We start from the raw sequence: 21,958 nt of genomic DNA on the forward strand, positions 1-21,958 counted from the left end.
CGGAGGGAACCCACCGTGCCCCTGACCGCCAAGGCCTTCGACTTCTACAAGCAGCTGGAAGCCGACAACACCAAGGAGTTCTGGCACGCCCACAAGGACGTCTACGAGCGGGCCGTACGCGAGCCGCTGGAGGAACTGCTGGAGGGGCTGGAGGACGAGTTCGGCCCCGCCAAGCTGTTCAGGCCCCAGCGCGACACCCGCTTCAGCACCGACAAGTCGCCCTACAAGACCAGCCAGGGCGTCACCGTGGCCGCCGAGGGCCACACCGGCTACTACCTCATGCTCGGCGCCGACGGCATCCACGTCGGCGGCGGCTTCCACGCCTTCGACACCGACGACACCCGCCGCTACCGCGAGGCCGTGGACGGCGAGGCGGGCGAGAAACTCCGCACGATCGTCGACCGGCTGGAGAAGAAGGGCTTCACGCTCGTGGGGGAGCGGGTCAAGACGCAGCCACGCGGCTACTCCGCCGACCACCCGCGCATCGACCTGCTGCGCTACAAGTCGCTGGGGGCCGAGAAACGCCTGCCCAAGTCGAGGACGACCGGCGGCCAGGCGCTCGGCGCGGTCCGCGACGCCTGGCGCGACCTGCGGCCGCTGATGGAGTGGCTGACCGGCCCCCGCGTCCGTTCCTAGACGCGGGGGCCTCTCGCGTCAGTGCCGGTAGATGTTCGGCGGGATCGGGTTGTCCTGCAGGGCACGCTTGTTGCCGTGCTCGTCCCACAGCTCGCGGACGTCCTTGACATGGCGCGGGGTGGCGGAGCCGGGCTGCCGGAAGACGATCCAGGTGACCGGCTTGTCGTACTCCGGCGTGGTGAGTGAGCCGGTGTAGCGGTAGAAGGTACGCCTGCCGGGCGGGGGAACCAGTGCCGCGAGGCTCACGCCGTGGACCCGCTTGGTGGCGCCGACCGTGGACGGCGGCTCGCGCAGGAGGTCGTCGTGCTCCGACCAGTCGTCGCGCCGGGCGTTGATCATCACCGACAGGACCAGGTAGCCCTGGGCGGGCCCGGCGAGCTCGTGGACCAGGTGGGCTTCCAGCGGCGCGAAGTCCTGCCCGGCGAACCTGTGCTCGGCCGGGCCGTGGTAGTGCACGTTCAGCAGGGTGTAGGTCCTGCCGCCGAAGACCACGTGAGAGGCGGAGCCGTTCGGGAGGAAGCGGATGTCGTCGTGTTCGCTCGGGGCGCCGCCCAGCGGTTCCCTGTCCTGGAGGGTGACGGTGCCGTCGACGACCGGCGCGTAGGCGATGGTGAGGCGGGGTAAGGCGGCCGGGCAGGCGGTCGCGGCGTCGATCTCGACGGGGCTGTCCACGGCGGCGTCGGTGCCGGTGCCGGGGCAGGCGGGCGATCGTGCCTGGGCCGAGGTGGTTAAGAGCGCGGGGATCAGGAGGGTGATCGCGGCTGTTAATCGGGCGATGCGCATGTGCGACCTTTCTATGGTTTTCTCCGTCAAAGATGACGTTGCCACCAGTCAAGGATCGCGTCGAATCGGGCAATTCGCCGACTGGGCCGGCCCGAACGGGACATGTCATGGCCTTCATCGGGAAACAGCAACATCTCGGTCACCACGCCGCGTAGCTTCAGCGCCACGAACAGGCGCTGCGCCTGCTCCACCGGTGCCCGCCAGTCGTGCTCGGAGTGGATGATCAGCATGGGGATGGTGATCCGGCCGGCGTGGGTCAGCGGGCTCTGGTGCGCCCAGGTGGACGGCTCGCCGTACAGGTCGAAGGGGAAGGCCCAGCCGATGTCGCTGCTGCCGTGGAAGCTGTCGATCGCGTTGAGCGCCCGCTCGCTGACCGCCGCCCGGAACCGCTCCCCGTGATGCGCCGCCAGCCAGGTGGTCATGAAACCGCCGTGCGAACCGCCCAGCACACCCGCCCTGGAAGCGTCCAGGCCGCCGGTCGCCAGCGCCGCGTCGAACAACGCCAGCAGATCCACCGCCGAGCGCCGCCCGACATCACCCACGATGTACGCGCCATGGGCCCGCCCGTAGCCGGAGGAACCGCGTGGATTGCCCATCACCACCGCGTACCCGGCCGAGGCGTACACCTGCGCCTCGTCGAAGACCCGCCAGCCGTACTGGGCGAAAGGCCCGCCGTGGATCATCAGCAGGACAGGATGCGGCCCCGCACCCTCCGGCCGCACGATCCACCCGTGCACCGGATACCCGTCCGGCGCCGTCGCGTTGACCTCCTCGATCGGCAGCACCTCTAGCCCCGCCCCGAACCCCGTCAGCCGCACCTCCACCCCGTCCCGCACCGCCACCAGCTCCGCCGGACTGCTCACGTCGCACACCACCGCCACGGTCGTCCCGCCCGCGTGCCCCAGCCCCCGCACCTCCCGCGGCCCGCCGACCACCACCACCGGCTCCCCGCCGTCATAGGGCACCCGCAGCAGCTCGACCGCGCCCCTGTTCTCGACCGCGCACAGGACCCCGTCCTTCGCCGGTACGGCCAGGCGCTCGTTGCCGATCGACGGCATGTTGTGCAGCTCGGCATCGGTCAGCCTTCGCGCCGGCACGGAACCATCCACCGGTACCGACCACACCCCGACCTGGGCGATCAACCTGCGCCCTTCGTCACCCGGATCCGCACCCACGAACACGAGCCCGCCGTCCGGCCCGAAACTCGGCTGCGTGGCCGTAAGGGCCGTTCGAGTCACCTTCCTCAGCCCGGTGCCGTCCGGAGCGCACACCCACACATCACTGAAGAAGTCCTCCCCGCGCCCCGGATGCCGTGCCGCACTGAAGGCCAGCAGATCCCCCGCGGGGCTCCAGGCAACCCCACCGTGATCGAAATCCCCCTCCGTCACCTGCAGGGGCGGCTCGTCCCCGAAAGGATCGACCACGAAGACATGCGCGAACCGCTCACCCGTGAACCCAACCCCGTCCCAGCGATACCGCAGAGTCGTAACCCGCCGCGGCCCCCGCTTGGCGTCCTCTTCGTTGCCCCGAGCTTCTTCGACCTGAGCCACAAAGGCCAGCCGCGACGAGTCCGGGCTCCAGACCGGTTCAGCGGCGCCGAACGGCTGCTCAGTGACCCGCCACGACTCCCCACCCGAGATCGGCATCACATGAACCTGAGCCTTGACCCCCGGCCCCGAACGCACGAACGCCAGCCACACCCCGTCAGGCGAGAAGACCGGCGCACTGTCCAGCGGCCCACGGGTGAGCCGCCGAGGCTCCGCCGACCCGTCCGTGGGCACAAGCCAGAGCTCCCCCCGATAGGCGTCCACCTCCAGATCAGGACGGGTAACCGCGACCACCGCACGGAGCCCGTCAGGCGAGACCGCAGGAGTACCAAGCACCGGTATCAAGGAAATATCCGAAGGTTCCATGACTGACTCCTTACCCTCGACCGCAGCCCGGATGACCTTGTTCCCACCCCTCCGGCCTCGCCGGTTAATGGCACAGAGAGGTCCGTCACCCGTGATAGTGTTTTCCACGCAAGGCCGCACGGAACGAGCTTCCAGCAGGGCCTTGGCGGGACGTAGCGCAGCTTGGTAGCGCACTTGACTGGGGGTCAAGGGGTCGCAGGTTCAAATCCTGTCGTCCCGACCACGCTTCGGCTGGTCGAGCAGGGTGTCACTCATCAGGTGACACCCTTTCGCGTTTCCTGAGTGACTACCGGGCGAAGATCTTGTCCATTGCCGCAGTTCCTTGGAGAGGTACGGGGCGGATCTGCTTGCGGTAGACGGCTTCGGTGATGGCCGTGCCACTGTGACCGACGAGGCGGGCGATGTCCTCCAGGGGGACACCCGAGTCGGAGAGCAGCGAGACGAAGCTGTGCCGCATCGCGCGAGGCGTCCAGTAGTAGGCAGGCATCCCGGCATCCTTCACGATCTTCCGGAAAGCTCGCCGTACGTTGTGGGCGTCGAGCGGCGTGCCGACGAGAGAGGCGAAGACCAGCCCGTGCTCCTTCCAGTTCTTGCCTGCCTCCTTGTCCTTGCGCTGCTGCGCTCGATGCGCCCTGAGCGCTTCCACGCAGCGCCGGGGAGCGCCAGAGAGCGTCGTGAGCGTTTGGTCTTGGTGTCGCCTCCTTCGCGGACCAAGCGCCACACGGCGATCCACGGCGGGATCTCCTTCCCGGATCACCGACGAGATTGACTTCGTTCGGTCTCCCTGGCCTTCGACCACCCCACGCCGCTCGCCCTCGCCACCCATCTGCTCGACCGCCTGGGCCTGAGTGAACAGACCGGATCCGCCGCGCTAATGTCCGAACTCGTGAACCTGGAGAAGGCATTCACCGAGCTGACCGTCGACAAGGACGTGCACAAGCAGGTCGCGGCACGTCTGGACACGCTGAGGAACACATGGGCGGCACTGGCACACGATTCCGGCGACACGGACCGCGAGCTCGACACGGTCACCGACACCGAAATGTTCGACATCCTCGACAACGAACTCGGCCTGCAGTGAGGCGAGGGGAGCGGGCCACATCATGAAAGCGGGAAACCTGGTCGCGGTGAGCGACCTGCACGTCGCCTATGCCGAGAACCGGCGCTTCGTCGAAGGGTTCAGGCCGGAGAGCGATGACGACTGGCTGATCATCGCCGGTGACGTCGGCGAGCGCGCCGCCGACATCGAATGGGCGCTCAGCCTGCTGGCACGCCGCTTCGCCCAGGTCATCTGGGCGCCCGGCAACCACGAGCTGTGGACGCCGAAGGACGACCCGGTCCAGCTCCGCGGCGACGACCGATACCGCTATCTCGTGCGGATGTGCCGCCGCCTGGGCATCCGCACCCCCGAGGACCCGTACCTGGTCTGGGACGGAGCCGGCGGCCCGGTCACCATCGCGCCGCTGTTCGTGCTCTACGACTACTCCTTCCGCGTGCCCGGCGTGAACACGAAGGAGGAGTCGCTGGCTCTGGCGTACGAGACCGGCGTGGTGTGCACGGACGAGCTGCTCCTGCATCCCGATCCCTACCCGAGCCGGGAGGAATGGTGCTGGGCCCGCGTGGCGGAGACGGAGCGCCGCCTGGACGCGTGCGACCCCGACGTACCGCTCGTGCTCGTCAACCACTATCCGCTGGTACGCCAGCCCACCCGCGTGCTGCGCTACCCGAAGTTCGCCCAGTGGTGCGGGACCGAACTGACCGCCGACTGGCACCTCAAGTACCGCACGGCCGTGGCCGTCTACGGCCACCTGCACATTCCGCGCACGACGTTCTACGACGGCGTCCGCTTCGAGGAAGTCTCCCTGGGCTATCCACGGGAATGGCGCAGACGGGGTACGGTCCCCAACCCGGCCCGGCAGGTCCTCGTGGCCCACGAGCTCACGCCATGATCGAGGCGCTGCTGCCCATCCCGGCGTCGCAGGCGACGATGAGCTTGCGGATGTCCTTGCTCTCGATGGTGCTCACGCGGCCACCTCGGCGCTCTCGATGGTGCTCACGCGGCCACCCCGGCGCTCTCGATGGTGCCCATGTGGCCGCTCCGGCGCTCTGGATGGTGCTCACTTGGCCGCCTCGGCCTGGGGCTCGGGTTCCTCGGCCTTCTCGCCTCTGCCGAATCCGAGCAGCACGGACGCGACGGCGAAGGTCACCGCCGCGGCGATGACGATGCCGAGCAGCACGCCGAACCAGCCGCCCTTGGGGGTGACGGCGAGGTAGGCGAAGATGCTGCCGGGCGAGGGGGTGGCGACCAGGCCCACGCCGGTGACCAGGAAGGTCGCGACGCTCGCCGCCCCGCCCGCGATCATCGCCAGGGCCACCCACATCAGTCCCTCCAGGTAACAGACACACCACCGTGCGCGACGTACGGTCGTGAGCATGGCCAAGGACGAGAAACCGGTGTGCGGCACCTGCCTCGGCGCGGGCGGGGAGTGGATGGAGCTCAACGGCACGAAGGACCTGGAGCGCAAGTGGGTCTCGTGCACGACCTGCCAGGGCACCGGCAGAGCGTGACCGACCCCATCGAGTGTCCCGAGTGCGGCGGCCGGAAGGGCCAGCGCGTCGGCGGCCTGTTCCTGGGCTGCCAGTTCTGCGGCGGCCTGGGCTGGGTCGGCGGGGACAACGAGCCGGCCGAGCGGGGCGGCGGCCTCACGCCGCCTCCCTTGCCGCCGGCGTGGCAGCACCGGGTGTGGCAGGACCCCTTCGTGTCCGCCGCCTTCCCCTGCAGGCTCTGTTTCGGGTCGGGCAGCCTCACCCACGTGGACGAGCGGCGGGGCACGCTGATCACCATCGCCTGTACGTGCGTAGAAGAGGTAAATGAGGTGTGACGCGGCGCACGTACCTCTATGGTCGAGTTCGTGACCAAGCTCAACCAGATCCTCGCCGTAGAGAAGGGCGTGAAGTCCGACGTCCAGCGCAAGGTGACCGACGCCTACCACCAGATCCAGAAGACGCCGCTGCTGTCCGGCATCTCCCGCACCTACCAGCCGATCGACGACGAGGGCGAGCAACTGCCGCCGGAGTCCACGCGCGTGCAGGTGCAGGCCGACGCGGTGCTGAAGGGCGTCGGCGCCACGCTGACCAGGCTGTTCGATGTCACCGCGACCAAGGACTGGGCCAACTGCCAGGCCAAGGCCAGTGTGCGCGTCGACGGGACGGTGCTGCTCGAGGACGTGCCGGTCACCTACCTGCTGTTCCTGGAGAAGCAGCTGACGGACGTGCACACGTTCATCTCCAAGCTGCCGACCCTCGACCCGGCCGAGACCTGGAACCAGGACGAGCACACCGAGGCGTGGCGGACCGAGCCGGTCAAGACGACCAGGACCAAGAAGGTGCCGCGCAACCACGTGCTGGCCGAGGCCACGGAGAAGCACCCGGCCCAGGTGCAGGTGTTCACCGAGGACATCGTGGTCGGCTACTGGACGAAGGTCGCCTTCTCCGGCGCGCTGCCGCAGCGCCGGGTCAACGAACTGCTGGCGCGCGTGCAGAAGCTGCAGGACGCCGTCAAGTTCGCCCGCGAGGAGGCCAACGGCACCGACATCGTCGACCGGAAGATCGGCGAGAAGGTGTTCTCCTACCTGCTCGGGTAGGACCCATAGACCCCCTCGCCTGCGTGCGAGGGTGCGCCAGGAGCGCAAGCTGAGGCTGAGGCTGAAGCTGACCAAACGGCCACAGTGGAGGTTCGACACCTCCCCGGGGCACTACACGTCCCGGTAGCCCAAGAGGTAGAGGCAGCCGATCACGTTCAGATTCTCGCTCCAGATTCAGCATTGTCCGTCGAGCGCCAGATCGACCGAGGTGGACTGTGATGGTTGAGGTGCCGGTTCAAATCCGGCCCGCGGCTCTTCGTGCCGCGGTGGCTCAATGGCAGAGCACACGTCGTAAGGATTGATCCATCCTCTTAAAAGCAGCTGGCGCCGCACATGGCGGCAACATCTAAGGCCCCCCGGCTTGGGTAGTCCGGGGGGCCGCTCCTTTTTATTGCCTGGCTTCCATACCATACGGTACGGTATGTGCCATGTCGCCATGGCCGCTTCGCCTTTGTTATGCAGGTGCCGCGCTGATCGGGTTGATCGGCGTGGCGCACCTGCTGATGTTCCATTCGCCGCTCACCGGGCCGCTTCCGGCGGGGGAGCGAGCCGTCGCTGATCTGGCCGCGGTCACCGCGAGTCCGATGTTCGAGAACGGGCGTCAGGTCACGGTGCGCGACTTCAACGACGGGACCAGCGCCGAGATGGGGATGCTGGCGATGATGTTCGCCGTCGTGGTGGTTCTCGCCGTCCGTGAAGCGCCGCGGCTGCTGCGGCGCTGGTCGCCTTTCAGCCTGGCGTGCACCGCGGTTTCGGGATTCTCGGTGTGGCTGTGCGTCGCGTACTTTCCCGAGCCGCTCATCGTGCTCACCGGGATGTCCACCGTGTGTTTCGCGCTCGTTTTCGCGGCGCCGTTCCGTCCGGTCGCGCTCAGATCGCCCTCGTATAGTTGACCTGCGGGAAGGGTGTGAATCCGAACGACTCGTAGAGGGCGCGGGCGGGTGCGTGGAAGGCGTCGCCGCCGGTGCCGATCGAGACCATCTCCACTTTCCCGGTGGCCTTGATCTGGGTCATGGCGTGCTCCAGCAGCGCCCGGCCGAGCCCGAGCCGCCGGTGCCCGGGGGTGACCGCCAGAATGTCGATCTCGCCGTGCCGTTCTGACTCCTGGACGACCCAGCCGACGAAACCGGCCAGTTGGTCGTCGACGAACGCGGCGGCGGCGAACTTGCCGTTGGCCGGGTCGTGCACACCGGCCAGGTGGCGGCGATAGTCGCCTTTCCAGTCGCCGTGCCGGTTGGCGAAGACGGTTTCGCCGACCACCGGCCGGAACGAGTCCAGATAGAACGGCCCGAACACCGTGCAGGCCAGATCCACCAGGGCCGGAAGGTCGGCGGGCTCTACGGGGCGAATGTCCATGGGAAGGGCGCCTTTCGCTGGGTCGCGGCATACTAAACGGTATTGTCCGGCGGCTGGGCCGTGAGGGCGAGTGTCGCGTCGAGCAGGGCAGACGTGAGTACCGGGAGCCGGTCCGGGGAGCCGTCCAGCAGGAAAAGCCAGGCGAAGATGGGGCCGACCACCAGGGCGTTGAGTATGGCCGGGTCGGGCCGCCTGGCGAGTTCGCCGCGCAGCGCCGCGCGGTCGAGGATCTCCTCGAAGGTCTGCCGCTGGGCGCCTACGTACCTCGTGACGAAACGCTGGTGGAGTTCGGGGTCGGCCTGGATGTCGGCCAGCAGGCCGGGGACCGTACCGGGTGGGGCGGAGGCGAAGCTGTCCGCGCTTTCGGCCAGCACGGCCGCCAGGTCGGCGCGGAGCGAGCCCCGGTCGGACGGCACCGGCAGGAACTCGCCCTCCACCAGGACATCGAAGATCATCTCCTGCTTGCTGGCGAAGCGCCGGTAGATCGCCGCCTTCCCCGCGCCGGAACGCGCGGCCACCTCGCCCATCGTCAGCCGCGCGTATCCGGTCTCGGAGAGCAGTTCCCGCACGGCGGCGGCGATGGCGTCGTCGACGCGGCTGTCTCTCGGCCGCCCGCCGCGACCCCGGGCTTGCTTTCGATCGGTCATGGATGCATGATACGGGACTAGGAGTTACGGAACTCGCAGTTACGGAACTCAATTCCTCGAAAATCGTCTGGGAAGGAATGGCAGATGCGCATCCCGGCAACCGCCCATCTCGCACAGCCATGGCGGATCCACGAGTTCACCCCCGACTTCAAGGTCGAGGATGTGTGGACCTTCCGCACCCCCGGCGCCGGCCCCGACGACTTCCCCGTGATGCTCGCCGCGCTCCGGGCCGCCTACGACGCCGGCGGACAGCCCGCCGTGGTCCGGTTCATGCTCGCGCTGCGCTGGAAGATCGGCGCCCTGTTCGGGTGGGACACCCCCACAACCGGACTGGGACACCGGGTCGCCTCGCTGCGCGACCGGCTGCCGCGTGACCTGGCCCGGACCGCCGACGACGTGCCCCCGTGCACCGATCCGTTCACGGAGGTGTATCTCCTGGACAACGAGGCCGCCCGCGAGCTGGCGAACAAGACAGTCCACACGATCATGCACCTGAGCTGGCTGCCGACCGGCGACGGCGAATACCACCTGCGGTGCACGGCCCTGGTCAAGCCCAACGGCCTCTTCGGCCGCCTGTACATGGCGGGTATCGCCCCGTTCCGTCACCTGATCGTCTATCCCGCGCTGACCCGTCAGTGGGAACGCGCCTGGCGCGAGCGGGGAGGAGTCAGGTGATCCGGCACATCGTCCCGCTGTTCTCCAGGGTACGGCGAGCCGCCGGCATACCCTAAGGTACGGTCGAGGTACGTACCGCAGAAGGAGCCCCGTGGCGAACCGACAGGACTGGCTGGACGCCGGGCTGGTGATACTCGCCGAGCACGGCGCACCGGGCCTGACCATCGAACGGCTGATGGCCCGGGTGGGACTGACCAAGGGCTCGTTCTACCACCATTTCAAGGGCATGCCCGGGTTCAGGACCGCCCTGCTGGAGCACTACGAGGCGACGATGACCACCCGCTACATCGAGACGGCGGTGGCGGGCGACCCGGCCCCGGAGGAGAAGATCAAACGCCTGCTGGAACTGGTGGTCAAGGAGTCCGCGTCGGACCCGGAGGTCGCGATCCGCGCCTGGGCGATGCAGGACCAGGACGTCGCCGCCATGCTGCGCCGAGTGGACCACACCCGGATCGAGTTCCTGCGTACGGTCTGGCAGGAACGCTCCGGCGACCCGGCCGCGTCCGAGGTGATGGGCAAGCTGCTCTACCTGATCCTGGTCGGCGCCAACCACATGCTGCCGCCGATCGGCGGCCAGGAACTACGCGCGCTGTACGCGGTGGTGCTCGGCGCGGACTTCCGGTGAGACGGCACCTGTCCATCGCTCTGCGGGGGCCGGCGGCCGAGCCGCTGGAGCGGTTGCGGCAGGTCTGGGATCCGCGCATGGCCGACGTGGTGCCGGCGCACGTGACCCTCGTCTATCCCGAGGAGACCCTCGACGAGAGTCTGCTGCTGGAACGCGCCGAGTCGCGTTTCGGCGAGCAACCGCCGTTCCGCCTGAGCCTGGGCGGCGTGTTCGCGATGGACGGCGGCGTGTTCGTCCGTGTTCTGGATGTGGACGGCGCCTGGGCCGGCCTGCGCCGCCTGCTGCTGGCGCCGCCCATGGTTCCCGTGGACTTCCCGCCCCACGTCACCATCGCCCACCCGCGCACGTCCGCGCAGGGTGCGCGGTGCCACGCGGCGCTCGCCGGGCGGGAACTGGCGGGGGAGTTCCGGGTGAAGGAGATTCAGTTCACCGAGACCGGTGCCGGGTCCTTCTCCGTGCTGCGTCAGTTCTGTCTCGGCTCCGCCCGCACGGTGTCAGGCGGCGCGGATCGCCTTCAGGGCCGGTTCCTCCAGTGATCTGACGCCGTCGCCCCTGGTCCAGGCCTCACCGGCCACGATCGTGTCCGCGCGCGGGGACGGCGTGCCGTACAGCCTCTTGGAGATCTTCTCCGAACGGCCCGCTGAACACGCACCTCCGCCTCGGGTGGGGTCGCTGGCCCTGGCGCCGAGGGCGCGCAGCAGGTAGTCGGCGAGTTTGTCGAGGTAGCCGGGTTCGGCGTCGGCCTACGCCGAGATGCTCGCCCGGATGGACGACGACATCAGCAAGGGCTCCGAGGGCCGTCCAGGACGTCACCGGACGTCCAGCCAGGTCGTTCGAGGCGTTCCTCGACGCGGAGGCGGGTTAGGTCGTGCCCGGGTGCTCGGCGCACAGGCAGCCGACCCCGCGTTCGATCCACTCCCGCATCCGCCACTCGGGATGCCGTTCCACCAGGAGGGCGGTGACCTCGCGCGCGATCGTCTCCTCCGGCACGGCCGAGTCCCGGCGCCGCCAGGTCTCCTCGCGCAGTTCCTTGAGGTAGTCCCGTACCTCGGCCAGCAGGCGCGCGTCGCCGACGGCGCCGTGGCCCGGCACCACCACCCGGGGCCGCTCCTCGGTCAGCCGTTCCATGACCTCGATCCAGCGGACGCCGGAGACGTCCGTGTCGTGCGGGGGAAACCACGGGAAGATGGCGAACTGCCCGGTCTCCGCCAGATCGCCGGTGAACATCACCCCCGCGTCGGGGACGGTGATCACCTGGTCGCCCTTGGTGTGCGCGCGACCGGTGGGTCGCAGGTGCACCACCCGGCCGCCGAGGTCGAGCTCGTAGGAGCCGTCGTAGGTGACGTCGGGCGCGGGGACCTGGGCGCCCTTCAGCTCACGTGCGACCGGCTCCCCCAATCCACCGAACATGGCGAGATATCCGGCGCCCTTCACGGCCATGTCGTCGGCCTGCGCCGCGTTGACGAGAAAGGTCGCCTCTTCACCGAACGCGCTCGCGCCGAACGCGTGCTCAGGATGGAAGTGGGTCGTGGTCAGGTACAGGCGGCGGCCCCTCGCGTACTCGGCGGCGAACGCGAGCACCTTCCCGGCGTTGCGCGGGCCCAGTCCCGTCTCGACGACCAGGACCGCCCGCGAGCCGCCGATCACGCCGATGTTCGGCACCAGCTCCACGTCCCGGTTGGGGATCACCACGAGGTCGAGGCCCAACTCCTGAACGTCCGTGACCTCCACGACGGGATCGGGATAAAGGTATTCGGACATGCAGCCGCTCTCCTTGACATATAGGACTGATCACTCCCAGTGCAGCACCGCACCGGGAGCGCCGTCCAAGACCGTCTAGGTGGCGCCGATACCGTGCGGGTATCGTCGCGGGTCATGGAGCTACGCACGCTGCGCTACTTCGTGGCGGTCGCCGAGGAACTCCACGTCGGCCGGGCCGCCGCCCGGCTGCACATGAGCCAGCCGCCGCTGAGCCGGGCCATCAAGCGGCTGGAGTCCGACCTCGGCGCCACGCTGCTGCGCCGGAGCGCCGCGGGCGTCACCCTCACCGCCGCCGGCGCCGCGCTGCTGGACGAGGCGCGCACCCTCCTCGACCAGGCAGAGAGGGTACGCGCCCGCGTGGCCGTGGCCGCAGGGGCGTCGACGATCACCGTCGGCTTCCTGAGCGACAGCGCCGACCGGGGCGCGACACGGCTGGCCACCGAGTACCGCCGGTCGCACCCCGGCGTCGAGGTCCGCATCCGCGACACCGACCTGACCGACCCGACCTGCGGGCTGCGGACCGGACTGGTCGACGTGGCGCTGACCCGCGGGCCGTTCGACGAGAGCGGCCTGACCGTGCACGAACTGCGCGCCGACCCGGTGGGCGCGGTGCTGCGCGCCGACGACCCGCTGGCCGGGCGCGACCACCTGACCCTGGCCGACCTGGCCGACCGGCGCTGGTTCCAGTTCCCCGGCGGGACCGACCCGATCTGGCAGTCGTACTGGAACGGGGGAGTGGCCAGGGAGGGGCCGGTGGTGCGGGCCGTACAGGAGTGCGTGCAGGCCGTGCTCTGGAACGGGACGGTCGGCATGACCCCGCTCGGCCACCACCCACCCGCGGACCTGGCCGTGGTCCCCCTGACCGACATGCCGCCCAGCCGCGTGGTGGTGGCCTGGAAAGAGGGCGATCCGAACCCCCTCATCCGCTCCTTCGTCCACACCGCCGTGTCCAGCTACCGCGACGGTCAGGGCCAGTAGCTGTCGGTGATCTTTTCGCCGCTCAGGAGTTCGCCGAAGAAGTCCTCCCACATCGGCATCACCACCTCGACCGCGTAGCCGGCGGCGGTACGCGCTGCCGCCGCGCCCATCCGGAGGCGTTCCTCGCGGTCGGACATGAGGCGGTCGAGGGCGGCGGCGAAGGCGTCGACGTCTCCGGGCGTGATGATGAGGCCGTCGCGGCCGTCGGTCAGGACGTCGGCCGGGCCGGTCGGGCAGTCGAAGGCGACGACCGGCAGCGCGTGCGTCATGGCCTCGATCATGACCATGGGCAGGCCCTCGAAGCGGGAGCTCAGGGCGAAGACGGAGGCGCCGGCGAGCTTGGCGTCCAGGTTCTGGGTCCGGCCCATCAGGCGGGTCTTGGTCTGGAGGCCGTGGTCGCGGATGAGGGTGGTCAGCTGGGGGTGTTTGGGGCCCGTGCCGTAGATGCGGAGCTTCCACTCGGGGTGCCTGGCCGACACCTGGGCGAAGGCGGGGATGAGCAGGTCGAAGCCCTTCTGGTGGACCAGGCGGCCGGCCGCGATCACCACGGGGTTGTTCTGCGTGGCGGCGGTGGTGTCGGCGGTGTGCACGGCGTTGGGGATGCGGACGACGGGGGTGGCGGGCAGGGCGGTGCGGTATTCGTCCCGGCTGGCGGCGGTCAGGACGGCGATGGCGTCGAGCCTGGCGTAGTGACGCAGGATCTGCGCGCGCACCGGCTCACGGTACGCCGACAGCGGCATGTGCTCCTGCGCGACGCGGACCACCCGGCGCGAACCCCGGCGGGCGGCGATCAGGCTCAGCGCGGGCCGGGTGGTGACCAGGACGCCGCCCCGCACACCGGCCACGTAGTCGATGACGGAGCGTTCCACACGCTCGGTGAAGTAGTCGGCGGCGAACTCACCGAGCGGCACGATCTTGCCGCGTACGCGCCGCCACGCCTTGCGGGCCGTGGAGTCGGCGGCGATCCCGTCACGCTGGTCGACCAGCGTGGACACGCGCAGGCGCGGCTCGAAGGGGAAGTGCGGCTCGTCGCGGCGGCGTACCACGCTGACGACCTCCACCTCGTGCCCGAGGCGGGCCAGCGCCCCGGCCTGGCCGAGTACGGTGCGGACGGTGCCGCCCATGCCATAGGCGTGCAGGAGCAGGTATCGGACTTTCATCGCGTGTATCCCCACGCCTCGCAGATGGGCCTGAGGAGCTCCGGGGTGCCGGCCGGGGCCTCGCGCGCGGGTTGCACGACACCGGAGGCGATCTTGTCCTTCCAGTCACCGAGGCCCTTGCGGATCACCTTGGGCCGGCCGTACTCGATCATGCCGGGCTCCCATGCGAGGCCGAGGAAGTCGCAGACGGCGCGGGTGGCGCGCTCGGGCGCGGCGGTGAGGTCCTCATAGCGGACGGTCGGTCCGGGCAGGGCCTTTCTGGCGCGCTGGACCGCGTTCATGTAGCGCAGCGCGTCGGCCGCCGCCTCCTCGCGGGTACGCCGGTCGGGCGCGGCCTCGTACCAGGAGGCGGCGATCGCGGCCGGATGCCGCACCAGGAACACGAACCGCGCGTCCGGCCAGCAGGTGGCGAGCCGCCGGTAGGCGAAGGCGTTGGCGGGCGTCTTGTCCACAAGGTACGGCTTGCCGCTGCGCACCAGCTCGCGATGCAGCACCCGGTCCCACAGCAGGTGTTCCAGATCGGCACGGTTGTGGCCGAGTTCGGTCATGGCGTGCTCCGCGAGCTTCGTACCGAATCCGACGGTCAGGCGGCGGATGTGCAGCTCGTGCGGGGCGTGCAGCTGGGAGTGCGCGTCGAGCATCGCCCGCAGCAACGTCGAGCCGGAACGCACCGGGCAGATCACGAACACCGGCGCGACGAGCAGCCGATCGGTGCCGGGATGGGCGGGCGGCCGGACGGTCCCGAGCTCAGCGGGAGGGGTTTCTTCCTTTTCCGGGCGCTTGAGTTGGTATCCCGTGTATCTGGCCAGCGCGGCGTTGAATCTGCGCTGCCATGTCATGCCGCCGGACGGTACTCCGCGAATCTGAAGCCCAGCTGGCAGCCATATCCTTTGCCCTTTTTAGGTTGTTTGCCGCGTCCCCATTGTTAAGAATCCTTCGAGAAACCCGGTCAAGGGAGTCAGGACAATGATCGCCTGGATTGTGTTGTTCTACGCAACGCTCACGGTCGTCGGAGTATGGGCGACCGTGCGGCTGACGTGTCCACGTCGCCAGAAGCTCCCCGCCCCGCCCGACCCCTCACGCGTCCCCGCCCGCACCTCCTAGCATCGCCCTGCCACGGGTAGGTGGCAGATCTTGGCTGGTCGTGCTGGTGGGGTGGTCGGGTGGGTGGCGCAACCTCGCCGTTATCCCCATTAACCTACCGGATTGCTAGGTTAAGTCGTGTGGAGACACGGCGACGGGCGGATCGGGCCCGGCAGGTGGCCGATCTGCTGCGCGGGCAGATCGTGGACGGGCAGTACGGGCGTGGCCGGCTGCCCAGGGAGGCGGCGCTGGCCCGCGACTTCCGGATCTCGCGCAACACCGTGAGGGCCGCCCTCGATCTGCTGCGGGAGGAAGGGCTGGTCGAGCGGTGCCCCGGCGTGGGCACGACGGTGGCGGCGGAGAAGTATCCGCACGGGCTGCACCGGCTGCTCGGCCTCGCCGAGACCCTCCACGAACACGGCGAGGTGGTCAACCTCGTCCGGACCATGACGCTCATCGAGCCCCCGGCCGCCGTCAGCCAGCGGCTGCGGGTCCCGCCGGGCGAACAGGTCGTCTATCTCGAACGGCTCCGGCGGCTCAACGGCGTGCCGCTCTCGCTCGACCTCACGTACCTGGTGCGCGAGGTCGGCGAGCCGCTCTTCGACGCCGACCTGGCGCACAACGACATCTTCGTGCTGCTCGAAGCCATCGCCGGGCAGCCGCTCGGCACGGCCGAGCTCAGCCTGGAGGCGGTCAACGCCGACGCCCACACCGCCGCCGCGCTCGAAGCGCCGCGCGGCGCCGCGCTGCTCATGGTGGAGCGGCTCACCCACCTGTCCGACGGCCGCCCGGTCGACCTGGAGTTCATCCGCTTCAGGGGCGACCGGCTGACCATGCGCGGCCACCTGAACCGGGAGTAGCCATGGCTCTGATCACCCAGCGGGTCGAGGTGCCCGTCACCATCGACGAGTCCCTCTGCATCGACGGCTGCACGCTCTGCGTGGAGGCCTGCCCGCTCGACTCGCTCGCGATCAGCGACGAGACCGGCAAGGCGTACATGCACGTCGACGAGTGCTGGTACTGCGGCCCGTGCGCGGCCCGCTGCCCCGTCGACGCCGTCACCATCGACATCCCCTACCTGCTGCGCTGAGCTGAAAGGACGAGCCATGCGCGTGGTACTCGCCGCCGCCCTCCTGCTGGCGCTCGCCGGCTGCTCCCTCTCCGGTACGGCCGCCGCCCCAGGCAAGAAGAAGCTGGTCGTCGGCTACCAGTCCAAGACCATCAACACCGTGACAGCCGGAACCCTGCTGCGCGAGCTCGGCTACCTGGAGAAGCGCCTGGGCGACGGGTACGCCGTCGAGTGGCAGGATCACGACACCGGCGCCCCGATCACCGCCAAGATGGTCGCCGGGAAGATCGACATCGGCTCCATGGGCGACTACCCGCTGCTGATCAACGCCGCCCGCGCCAAGAACACCGAGCTGGTCTCGATCACCGGCTACAACCTGCGCGGCGGCCTCAACATGGTCGTCGTCCCGCCCGCCTCGAAGGTCACCACGCTCGCCGGGCTCAAGGGCGCCAAGGTCTCGGCCAGCGTGGGCTCGGCCGGGCACGGCACGCTGGTCCAGGCGCTGGAGAAGGCCGGGCTCGACCCGGCGGCCGACGTCGAGGTGGTCAACCATCAGCCGCCGGTCGGCGCCTCGCAACTGGAGGCGGGCGGGGTGCAGGCGTACGCGCAGTTCGTGGCCTGGCCGGGGCTGCTGGTCTTCCAGGACAAGGCCAAGCTGATCTACGACGGCTCCGCCCTGGGGGTGCCGACCTTCCACGGGGTGGTGGTCCGCGAGCCGTACGCGAAGGAGAATCCGCAGGTCGTGGACGCCTTCCTGAAGGCGCAGCTGGACGCCACCCGCTACCTGCACGACAACCCGCTGCGCGCGGCCGAGCTGGTGGCGAAGGCGACCGGGCTGCCGCCCGAGGTGGTCTACCTCTACAACGGGCCCGGCGGCATCGCGACGTTCGACGCCACGCTCAAGCCGCAGCTGAAGGCCGCCCACCAGCACGACATTCCCTACCTCAAGCGCATAAGTCAGGACTTCGCCGGAGTGGACCTCTCCCGCTTCGTCAACGACTCCTACCTCCGCAAGGCGTACGGCCCCGCCTACGACGCCGACACCGCCTCGACCGCCAACCCCGCGAAGATCACCGGCACCGACCCGGCCTGCGGCGTCCCGGTCGCCGACCCGCGCACCGCCTCGGAACTCTGGCTGGTGGCCGGCGGCACCCAGCCCGCCGCCACCCCCACCTGCCTGCTGCGCCAGATCGCCGCCGCCGGAGCGGGAAAGGTGCGCGCCGCGTACGTGCCCGACGCCGCCACCGGCACCCGCTGGTTCGCCGACAAGTCGGTCTGGCTCCGGGAGAAGGACTCCTACCTGCCCTTCACCACTCGCGACGGCGCCGACGCCTACCGCGCGGCACACCCGGCCGCCAAGCCCGTCACCTACGCCGAAGCCCTGGAGAAAGAGGCGGCGCGATGAGACAGGCCGCCAGGATCGGCTCGCTGCTGGCCGCCGCCGCTCTCTGGCAGGTGCTCACCGTCACCGACGCCCGCCTGTGGCTGCGCTTCGACCGGCTGCCGTCGCTGGACGAGGTCGCGGTGCGCTTCGCCGCCGAGCTGACCACCTCCCTCTACTACCTCGACCTGCTGCAGAGCCTGCTGCGCATCCTCACCGGCTTCGCCATCGCCGCCGTGGCGGGGGTCGCGGCCGGCGTGCTGGTCACCCGTTCGCGCCGGGCGGGGCCGGTGCTGCTGCCGCTGCTGGAGGTGGTGCGGCCGATCCCGGCCATCGCGCTGGTGCCGATCGCGATCCTGCTGTTCCCCGCCGACGAGCAGGGCATCGTCTTCATCACCTTCGCCGCCGCCTTCTTCCCGATCATGGTGAGCACGCGGCACGCCGTACGCGCGCTGCCGACGCTCTGGGAGGACGCGGTCAGGACGCTCGGCGCCGGCCGCCGCCACGTGCTGTGGCACGTCGTGCTGCCCGGCATCCTGCCCGGCGTGTTCGGCGGGCTGTCGGTCGGCATGGGCGTGGCCTGGATCTGCGTGATCTCCGCCGAGATGATCTCCGGCGAGTTCGGGGTCGGCTACCGCACCTGGAACGCCTACACGCTGGTCGACTACCCGGCCGTGATCGTCGGCATGGCCACCATCGGCCTGCTCGGCTGGCTCACCTCCGCCGGAGTCGAGCTGGTCGGGCGCCGGGTCACCCGCTGGCTGCCGCGCGGGGAAGGGAGCCTCGCGTGACCACGCTGACCGAGCGGGCCCCCGCCGTGCGCGGGCTGGCCTTCGCCGTCGAGGCGCTCACCCTCGGCTACGGCCGCGCCCCCGTGCTGCGCGAGCTGGACCTGGCGATCCGGCCGGGGGAGGTGCTGGCCGTGGCCGGCGCGTCGGGGTCGGGCAAGTCCACGCTGCTGCGCGCGCTGGCCGGGCTGCTGGCCCCCGCCGCCGGCCGGGTCCTGGCCGACGGCGTCGTGGTGGCCGCCACCTCCGCCGACCGGGCCATGGTCTTCCAGGACGACGGCCTGCTGCCCTGGCGTACCGTCCGGCGCAACGTGGAGTTGCCGCTGGCGCTCAGGAAGGTGCCCCGGGCCGAGCGCCGGGCCGCGGCGGCGTCGTGGCTGGACCGCGTGGGGCTCACCGGGTCGGCCGACCTGCTGCCCCGCGAGCTGTCCGGCGGCATGCGGCAGCGGGTGCAGCTCGCCCGCGCGCTGGCCGGGGCGCCGCGGGCCGTACTCATGGACGAGCCCTTCGGCGCGCTGGACGCGCAGACCCGCGCCGAGATGCAGCGGCTCCTGCTCGGAGTGCTGCGTGAGACCCGCGCCACCGTCGTGTTCGTCACCCACGACGTGGACGAGGCGCTGCTGCTCGGCGACCGCGTCGCGGTGATCGGTGGCGGCTCGTTGCGCACGGTGATCGAGGTCACCCGAGAAGAGGTCACCCGAGAAGAGGTCACCCGAGAAGAGGTCACCCGAGAAGAGGTCACCCGAGAAGAGGTCAACGGAGAAGACGACCTGCGCGCCCGCGTGCTGAAGGAGCTGTAGATGGAGATCCCCGAGCTGAGCGAGCGCCTGGAGCTGGAGTGCGAGGTGCTCGTCGTCGGCGGCGGCACCGCCGGCACGATGGCCGCGATCACCGCCGCCGAGCGCGGCGCCCGCGTCCTGCTCCTGGAGAAGGCCCACGTACGGCACAGCGGCGCCCTGGCCATGGGCATGGACGGCGTCAACAACGCGGTCATCCCCGGCAAGGCCACCCCCGAGGACTACGTCGCCGAGATCACCCGCGCCAACGACGGCATCGTCAACCAGAAGACGATCTACCAGACCGCCACGCGCGGCCACGAGATGGTCCGCCGCCTGGAGCGCTACGGCGTGAAGTTCGAGAAGGACGAGTACGGCGAGTACGCCGTGCGGCGCGTGCACCGCTCGGGCAGCTACGTGCTGCCGATGCCGGAGGGCAAGGACGTCAAGAAGGTCCTCTACCGGGTGCTGCGCAGGCGCGACATCCGCGACAAGGTTCGCATCGAGAACCGCGTCATGCCCGTCCGGGTCCTGGTCGAGGACGGCCGGGCGGTGGGGATCGCCGGATTCGACACCCGCTCGGGCGCCTTCGTCACGGTCAGGGCCGGCGCGGTGATCCTGGCCACCGGCGCCTGCGGCCGGCTCGGCCTGCCGGCCAGCGGCTACCTGTACGGCACCTACGAGAACCCGACCAACGCCGGCGACGGCTACGCGATGGCCTACCACGCCGGGGCCGAGCTCAGCGGCATCGAGTGCTTCCAGATCAACCCGCTGATCAAGGACTACAACGGGCCCGCCTGCGCGTACGTGGCCAACCCGTTCGGCGGCTACCAGGTCAACAACCGGGGCGAGCGCTTCGTCGACTCCGACTACTGGTCAGGCCAGATGATGGCGGAGGTGGCGGCCGAGATCGCCTCCGCCCGCGGCCCCATCTACCTGAAGCTGACCCACCTGCCGGACGAGACGATCAGCGCGGTGGAGACGATCCTGCACTCGACCGAGCGGCCGACCAGGGGCACCTTCCACGCCGGGCGCGGGCACGACTACCGCACCCACGACGTCGAGATGCACATCTCCGAGATCGGCCTGTGCGGCGGCCACTCCGCCTCCGGCGTCTGGGTGGACGAGCACGGCCGGACCACCGTGCCCGGCCTGTACGCGGCCGGCGACCTGGCCTGCGTCCCCCACAACTACATGATCGGCGCCTTCGTCTTCGGCGACCTGGCCGGAGCCCACGCCGCCGCCGCTGCCACGCCCGTCCCGGCGACACTGCCCCACGACCAGGTGACCGCCGCCCACGAACTGGTCTACCGCCCGCTGCGCAACCCGGATGGGCCGCCCCAGCAGCAGGTCGAGTACAAGCTGCGCCGCTTCGTCAACGACTATGTCGCCCCGCCCAAGACCGCCGCGAAGCTGGACCTCGCGCTGGAGTCGTTCGAGCGCATGCGCGAGGAGATCGCCGCGATGGGCGCCCGCACCCCGCACGAGCTGATGCGCTGCGCCGAGGTGGACTTCATCCGCGACTGCGCCGAGATGGCCGCCCGCGCCTCCCTGACCCGCACCGAGAGCCGCTGGGGCCTCTACCACGACCGCGCCGACCTGCCCGCCCGCGACGACGGCGAGTGGCTGTACCACCTGAACCTGCGCAAGCGCGCCGACGGCGCGATGGAGTTCCTCAAGCGCCCGGTCGAGCCCTATCTGGTCCCGGTCGAGGAGTTCGCGCCGTCCGCCGCCGCCCCCGCCGTCCTGGCCGCGCACACCTCGGCCCCGGTACGGCGCGCCGCCCCGGTCACCGCCGATCGCACCGGCGTGGGCCGCCGCTCCCCGCGCATCCTCGAACTCCATCGCCTGGCCGAGGAACAGCCCACCACCGGGCAGCTCGCCCCCTACCTGGCCGACCCCGACCCCAAGGTGCGCAGGGCCGCGATCGCCACCCTCACCGAGACCGTCCCCGACGGCGCCGGCCCCGCCCTGGTCGCCGCGCTCGCCGACGACCACGGCACGGTACGGCGGGCCGCCGCCACCGGCCTGCGCGAACTCGCCGAGGTGCTCAGCCCGCCGCTCGCCCTGGACGCGGCGCTGGCAGGCGGCGACGCGCTCGTCCGGGCCACCGCCCTGGACCTGCTGCGCGCGATGCGCCTGGGCGACAGAGAGGTCTTCGCCGCCGCGACCGCCGACGCCGACCACCGGGTGCGCATCGAGGCCATCCGCGGCCTGGTCTCGCTGGACGAATCCGACCTGGTGGCGGCCGCCGCCGATGACCCGTCGCGGGAGGTACGGGTCTGGGTGGCCAAGGGGCTCGGCATCATCGGCAAGCCCGCGCCCGTGCTGGAGACGCTGGCCGCCGACGCCGACCCGCTGGTCAGGGCGGCCGCCCTGGAGTCGTCGGGCAGCGCGGGCGGGCCGCTGGTGGCGCTGGCCGTACGGGCGATGGACGACCCGCGCTGGCAGGTGCGGGTGGGCGCGGCCCGCGCGCTCGCCGCCGCCGACCGCGCCAGTGCGCTGGCGCCGCTCGTGGCGGCGCTGTCGGATGAGAACCTCGACGTGCGCAAGGCGGCCGTGCTGGCGCTGACCCGCTGGGCGGACACGGCCGAAGCGGGTGCGGCGCTGGAGGCGGCGCTGGGCGATCCGGACGCCGACGTGCGTGCTTACGCGCGACGGGCGCTGGCCGGGTAGCGCCGCC

At 70.4% G+C, this 21,958-nt stretch carries 27 protein-coding genes and 1 tRNA gene; 18 read left to right on the forward strand and 10 right to left on the reverse strand.

Annotation, left to right across the window (positions count from 1 at the left end):
* Positions 1-15 precede the first annotated feature (15 nt).
* Positions 16-636 carry a DUF2461 domain-containing protein gene (locus HNR40_RS14415; protein ID WP_184961256.1) on the forward strand — a complete coding sequence of 207 codons (621 nt, stop codon included), beginning with the start codon at positions 16-18 and terminating at the stop codon, positions 634-636.
* 18 nt (positions 637-654) lie between these two features.
* Here the strand turns inward: HNR40_RS14415 and HNR40_RS14420 are convergent, their stop codons facing one another.
* Both HNR40_RS14420 and HNR40_RS14425 read right to left on the reverse strand, forming a co-directional pair.
* Positions 655-1,419, reverse strand: coding sequence for a carbonic anhydrase family protein (locus HNR40_RS14420; protein ID WP_184961259.1), 765 nt, complete (start codon positions 1,417-1,419; stop codon positions 655-657).
* A gap of 26 nt (positions 1,420-1,445) precedes the next feature.
* Complete coding sequence (locus tag HNR40_RS14425) at positions 1,446-3,332, reverse strand: S9 family peptidase (RefSeq protein WP_184961708.1); 1,887 nt, start codon at positions 3,330-3,332, stop codon at positions 1,446-1,448.
* 146 nt (positions 3,333-3,478) lie between these two features.
* On the opposite strand from HNR40_RS14425, the gene HNR40_RS14430 reads away from it, so the two are divergent.
* Positions 3,479-3,555 (forward strand) — tRNA-Pro (locus tag HNR40_RS14430).
* Between the two features lie 63 nt (positions 3,556-3,618).
* Here HNR40_RS14430 and HNR40_RS14435 read toward each other — a convergent pair.
* Positions 3,619-3,978: a tyrosine-type recombinase/integrase gene (locus tag HNR40_RS14435; protein WP_312896344.1), complete on the reverse strand. Its 360-nt coding sequence runs from the start codon at positions 3,976-3,978 to the stop codon at positions 3,619-3,621.
* A 240-nt stretch (positions 3,979-4,218) separates the two neighbouring features.
* Here HNR40_RS14435 and HNR40_RS14440 point away from each other — a divergent pair, with 240 nt between their 5' ends.
* Both HNR40_RS14440 and HNR40_RS14445 read left to right on the forward strand, forming a co-directional pair.
* Positions 4,219-4,413 carry a hypothetical protein gene (locus HNR40_RS14440; RefSeq protein WP_184961261.1) on the forward strand — a complete coding sequence of 65 codons (195 nt, stop codon included), beginning with the start codon at positions 4,219-4,221 and terminating at the stop codon, positions 4,411-4,413.
* Between the two features lie 22 nt (positions 4,414-4,435).
* Positions 4,436-5,281 carry a metallophosphoesterase family protein gene (locus tag HNR40_RS14445; RefSeq protein ID WP_184961263.1) on the forward strand — a complete coding sequence of 282 codons (846 nt, stop codon included), beginning with the start codon at positions 4,436-4,438 and terminating at the stop codon, positions 5,279-5,281.
* Here the strand turns inward: HNR40_RS14445 and HNR40_RS14450 are convergent.
* Both HNR40_RS14450 and HNR40_RS14455 read right to left on the reverse strand, forming a co-directional pair.
* A complete protein-coding gene (locus HNR40_RS14450; protein WP_184961265.1) occupies positions 5,271-5,453 on the reverse strand; it encodes a hypothetical protein in 183 nt (60 codons plus the stop codon). The two genes, HNR40_RS14445 and HNR40_RS14450, sit on opposite strands and share 11 nt — an antisense overlap.
* On the reverse strand, positions 5,450-5,713 hold the full coding sequence (locus tag HNR40_RS14455; protein WP_221340310.1) for a hypothetical protein: 264 nt from the start codon (positions 5,711-5,713) through the stop codon (positions 5,450-5,452). The genes HNR40_RS14450 and HNR40_RS14455 overlap by 4 nt, the downstream gene beginning before the upstream one ends.
* 52 nt (positions 5,714-5,765) lie before the next feature.
* Between HNR40_RS14455 and HNR40_RS56255 the strand changes: the two genes are divergently transcribed.
* The 4 genes from HNR40_RS56255 to HNR40_RS14470 all read left to right on the forward strand — a co-directional run bounded on the left by HNR40_RS56255 (position 5,766) and on the right by HNR40_RS14470 (position 7,869).
* Positions 5,766-5,900 carry a hypothetical protein gene (locus tag HNR40_RS56255; protein ID WP_281395266.1) on the forward strand — a complete coding sequence of 45 codons (135 nt, stop codon included), beginning with the start codon at positions 5,766-5,768 and terminating at the stop codon, positions 5,898-5,900.
* Positions 5,897-6,214 carry a hypothetical protein gene (locus HNR40_RS14460; RefSeq protein ID WP_184961266.1) on the forward strand — a complete coding sequence of 106 codons (318 nt, stop codon included), beginning with the start codon at positions 5,897-5,899 and terminating at the stop codon, positions 6,212-6,214. Before HNR40_RS56255 ends, HNR40_RS14460 begins: the two co-directional genes overlap by 4 nt.
* A 30-nt stretch (positions 6,215-6,244) precedes the next feature.
* Positions 6,245-6,976 (forward strand): DUF7873 family protein, encoded by a 732-nt coding sequence (locus HNR40_RS14465; protein ID WP_184961268.1) that lies wholly within the window; start codon positions 6,245-6,247, stop codon positions 6,974-6,976.
* Between the two features lie 428 nt (positions 6,977-7,404).
* Positions 7,405-7,869, forward strand: a complete 465-nt coding sequence (locus HNR40_RS14470) for an LIC_13387 family protein (RefSeq protein ID WP_184961270.1) — start codon at positions 7,405-7,407, stop codon at positions 7,867-7,869.
* Here HNR40_RS14470 and HNR40_RS14475 read toward each other — a convergent pair.
* Both HNR40_RS14475 and HNR40_RS14480 read right to left on the reverse strand, forming a co-directional pair.
* Positions 7,847-8,332, reverse strand: coding sequence for a GNAT family N-acetyltransferase (locus HNR40_RS14475; protein ID WP_184961271.1), 486 nt, complete (start codon positions 8,330-8,332; stop codon positions 7,847-7,849). The genes HNR40_RS14470 and HNR40_RS14475 overlap by 23 nt on opposite strands.
* A gap of 32 nt (positions 8,333-8,364) precedes the next feature.
* Entirely contained in the window at positions 8,365-8,979 is a 615-nt protein-coding gene (locus HNR40_RS14480; RefSeq protein WP_184961273.1) for a TetR/AcrR family transcriptional regulator, read from the reverse strand.
* Between the two features lie 84 nt (positions 8,980-9,063).
* Between HNR40_RS14480 and HNR40_RS14485 the strand changes: the two genes are divergently transcribed.
* The 3 genes from HNR40_RS14485 (at position 9,064) to HNR40_RS14495 (ending at position 10,815) form a co-directional block, all read left to right on the forward strand.
* On the forward strand, positions 9,064-9,654 hold the full coding sequence (locus HNR40_RS14485; RefSeq protein WP_184961275.1) for a DUF2867 domain-containing protein: 591 nt from the start codon (positions 9,064-9,066) through the stop codon (positions 9,652-9,654).
* 91 nt (positions 9,655-9,745) lie between these two features.
* Positions 9,746-10,279: a TetR/AcrR family transcriptional regulator gene (locus tag HNR40_RS14490; RefSeq protein ID WP_184961277.1), complete on the forward strand. Its 534-nt coding sequence runs from the start codon at positions 9,746-9,748 to the stop codon at positions 10,277-10,279.
* Positions 10,276-10,815, forward strand: a complete 540-nt coding sequence (locus HNR40_RS14495) for a 2'-5' RNA ligase family protein (RefSeq protein ID WP_184961279.1) — start codon at positions 10,276-10,278, stop codon at positions 10,813-10,815. The genes HNR40_RS14490 and HNR40_RS14495 overlap by 4 nt, the downstream gene beginning before the upstream one ends.
* A 325-nt stretch (positions 10,816-11,140) precedes the next feature.
* Here the strand turns inward: HNR40_RS14495 and HNR40_RS14500 are convergent, their stop codons facing one another.
* Positions 11,141-12,040, reverse strand: a complete 900-nt coding sequence (locus tag HNR40_RS14500; RefSeq protein ID WP_184961280.1) for an MBL fold metallo-hydrolase — start codon at positions 12,038-12,040, stop codon at positions 11,141-11,143.
* Between the two features lie 114 nt (positions 12,041-12,154).
* Between HNR40_RS14500 and HNR40_RS14505 the strand changes: the two genes are divergently transcribed.
* Positions 12,155-13,018 carry a LysR family transcriptional regulator gene (locus HNR40_RS14505; RefSeq protein ID WP_184961282.1) on the forward strand — a complete coding sequence of 288 codons (864 nt, stop codon included), beginning with the start codon at positions 12,155-12,157 and terminating at the stop codon, positions 13,016-13,018.
* On the opposite strand, the gene HNR40_RS14510 is transcribed toward HNR40_RS14505, so the two are convergent.
* Both HNR40_RS14510 and HNR40_RS14515 read right to left on the reverse strand, forming a co-directional pair.
* Positions 13,006-14,178, reverse strand: a complete 1,173-nt coding sequence (locus tag HNR40_RS14510; RefSeq protein WP_184961283.1) for a glycosyltransferase family 4 protein — start codon at positions 14,176-14,178, stop codon at positions 13,006-13,008. The two genes, HNR40_RS14505 and HNR40_RS14510, sit on opposite strands and share 13 nt — an antisense overlap.
* Positions 14,175-15,017 carry a sulfotransferase family protein gene (locus HNR40_RS14515; protein ID WP_184961285.1) on the reverse strand — a complete coding sequence of 281 codons (843 nt, stop codon included), beginning with the start codon at positions 15,015-15,017 and terminating at the stop codon, positions 14,175-14,177. Before HNR40_RS14515 ends, HNR40_RS14510 begins: the two co-directional genes overlap by 4 nt.
* 384 nt (positions 15,018-15,401) lie before the next feature.
* Between HNR40_RS14515 and HNR40_RS14520 the strand changes: the two genes are divergently transcribed.
* Genes HNR40_RS14520 through HNR40_RS14545 form a run of 6 tightly spaced genes read left to right on the forward strand, consistent with a single transcriptional unit; the run spans position 15,402 to position 21,951 of the window.
* Positions 15,402-16,121, forward strand: a complete 720-nt coding sequence (locus HNR40_RS14520; protein WP_312896345.1) for a GntR family transcriptional regulator — start codon at positions 15,402-15,404, stop codon at positions 16,119-16,121.
* A 2-nt stretch (positions 16,122-16,123) separates the two neighbouring features.
* Positions 16,124-16,351, forward strand: coding sequence for a 4Fe-4S dicluster domain-containing protein (locus HNR40_RS14525; protein ID WP_184961290.1), 228 nt, complete (start codon positions 16,124-16,126; stop codon positions 16,349-16,351).
* A gap of 16 nt (positions 16,352-16,367) precedes the next feature.
* Entirely contained in the window at positions 16,368-17,735 is a 1,368-nt protein-coding gene (locus HNR40_RS14530) for an ABC transporter substrate-binding protein (protein ID WP_184961292.1), read from the forward strand.
* Positions 17,732-18,502, forward strand: coding sequence for an ABC transporter permease (locus tag HNR40_RS14535; protein ID WP_184961295.1), 771 nt, complete (start codon positions 17,732-17,734; stop codon positions 18,500-18,502). Before HNR40_RS14530 ends, HNR40_RS14535 begins: the two co-directional genes overlap by 4 nt.
* Positions 18,499-19,299 (forward strand): ABC transporter ATP-binding protein, encoded by an 801-nt coding sequence (locus tag HNR40_RS14540; RefSeq protein ID WP_312896346.1) that lies wholly within the window; start codon positions 18,499-18,501, stop codon positions 19,297-19,299. The genes HNR40_RS14535 and HNR40_RS14540 overlap by 4 nt, the downstream gene beginning before the upstream one ends.
* On the forward strand, positions 19,300-21,951 hold the full coding sequence (locus HNR40_RS14545) for a fumarate reductase/succinate dehydrogenase flavoprotein subunit (protein ID WP_184961297.1): 2,652 nt from the start codon (positions 19,300-19,302) through the stop codon (positions 21,949-21,951).
* Positions 21,952-21,958 lie beyond the last annotated feature (7 nt).

Source organism: Nonomuraea endophytica (assembly GCF_014203235.1).
Taxonomy (GTDB): domain Bacteria; phylum Actinomycetota; class Actinomycetes; order Streptosporangiales; family Streptosporangiaceae; genus Nonomuraea; species Nonomuraea endophytica.

What these genes read in the sequence shown, in the direction of transcription:
- HNR40_RS14425 (WP_184961708.1), bottom strand. Translation starts at nt 3,332, where the DNA reads ATGGAACCTTCGGATATTTCCTTGATACCGGTGCTTGGTACTCCTGCG.
- HNR40_RS14525 (WP_184961290.1), top strand. Translation starts at nt 16,124, where the DNA reads ATGGCTCTGATCACCCAGCGGGTCGAGGTGCCCGTCACCATCGACGAG.
- HNR40_RS14470 (WP_184961270.1), top strand. Translation starts at nt 7,405, where the DNA reads ATGTCGCCATGGCCGCTTCGCCTTTGTTATGCAGGTGCCGCGCTGATC.
- HNR40_RS14445 (WP_184961263.1), top strand. Translation starts at nt 4,436, where the DNA reads ATGAAAGCGGGAAACCTGGTCGCGGTGAGCGACCTGCACGTCGCCTAT.
- HNR40_RS14485 (WP_184961275.1), top strand. Translation starts at nt 9,064, where the DNA reads ATGCGCATCCCGGCAACCGCCCATCTCGCACAGCCATGGCGGATCCAC.
- HNR40_RS14545 (WP_184961297.1), top strand. Translation starts at nt 19,300, where the DNA reads ATGGAGATCCCCGAGCTGAGCGAGCGCCTGGAGCTGGAGTGCGAGGTG.
- HNR40_RS14475 (WP_184961271.1), bottom strand. Translation starts at nt 8,332, where the DNA reads ATGGACATTCGCCCCGTAGAGCCCGCCGACCTTCCGGCCCTGGTGGAT.
- HNR40_RS14510 (WP_184961283.1), bottom strand. Translation starts at nt 14,178, where the DNA reads ATGAAAGTCCGATACCTGCTCCTGCACGCCTATGGCATGGGCGGCACC.
- HNR40_RS14515 (WP_184961285.1), bottom strand. Translation starts at nt 15,017, where the DNA reads ATGACATGGCAGCGCAGATTCAACGCCGCGCTGGCCAGATACACGGGA.
- HNR40_RS14535 (WP_184961295.1), top strand. Translation starts at nt 17,732, where the DNA reads ATGAGACAGGCCGCCAGGATCGGCTCGCTGCTGGCCGCCGCCGCTCTC.
- HNR40_RS14480 (WP_184961273.1), bottom strand. Translation starts at nt 8,979, where the DNA reads ATGACCGATCGAAAGCAAGCCCGGGGTCGCGGCGGGCGGCCGAGAGAC.
- HNR40_RS14455 (WP_221340310.1), bottom strand. Translation starts at nt 5,713, where the DNA reads ATGTGGGTGGCCCTGGCGATGATCGCGGGCGGGGCGGCGAGCGTCGCG.
- HNR40_RS14505 (WP_184961282.1), top strand. Translation starts at nt 12,155, where the DNA reads ATGGAGCTACGCACGCTGCGCTACTTCGTGGCGGTCGCCGAGGAACTC.
- HNR40_RS56255 (WP_281395266.1), top strand. Translation starts at nt 5,766, where the DNA reads ATGGCCAAGGACGAGAAACCGGTGTGCGGCACCTGCCTCGGCGCGGGC.
- HNR40_RS14530 (WP_184961292.1), top strand. Translation starts at nt 16,368, where the DNA reads ATGCGCGTGGTACTCGCCGCCGCCCTCCTGCTGGCGCTCGCCGGCTGC.
- HNR40_RS14500 (WP_184961280.1), bottom strand. Translation starts at nt 12,040, where the DNA reads ATGTCCGAATACCTTTATCCCGATCCCGTCGTGGAGGTCACGGACGTT.
- HNR40_RS14420 (WP_184961259.1), bottom strand. Translation starts at nt 1,419, where the DNA reads ATGCGCATCGCCCGATTAACAGCCGCGATCACCCTCCTGATCCCCGCG.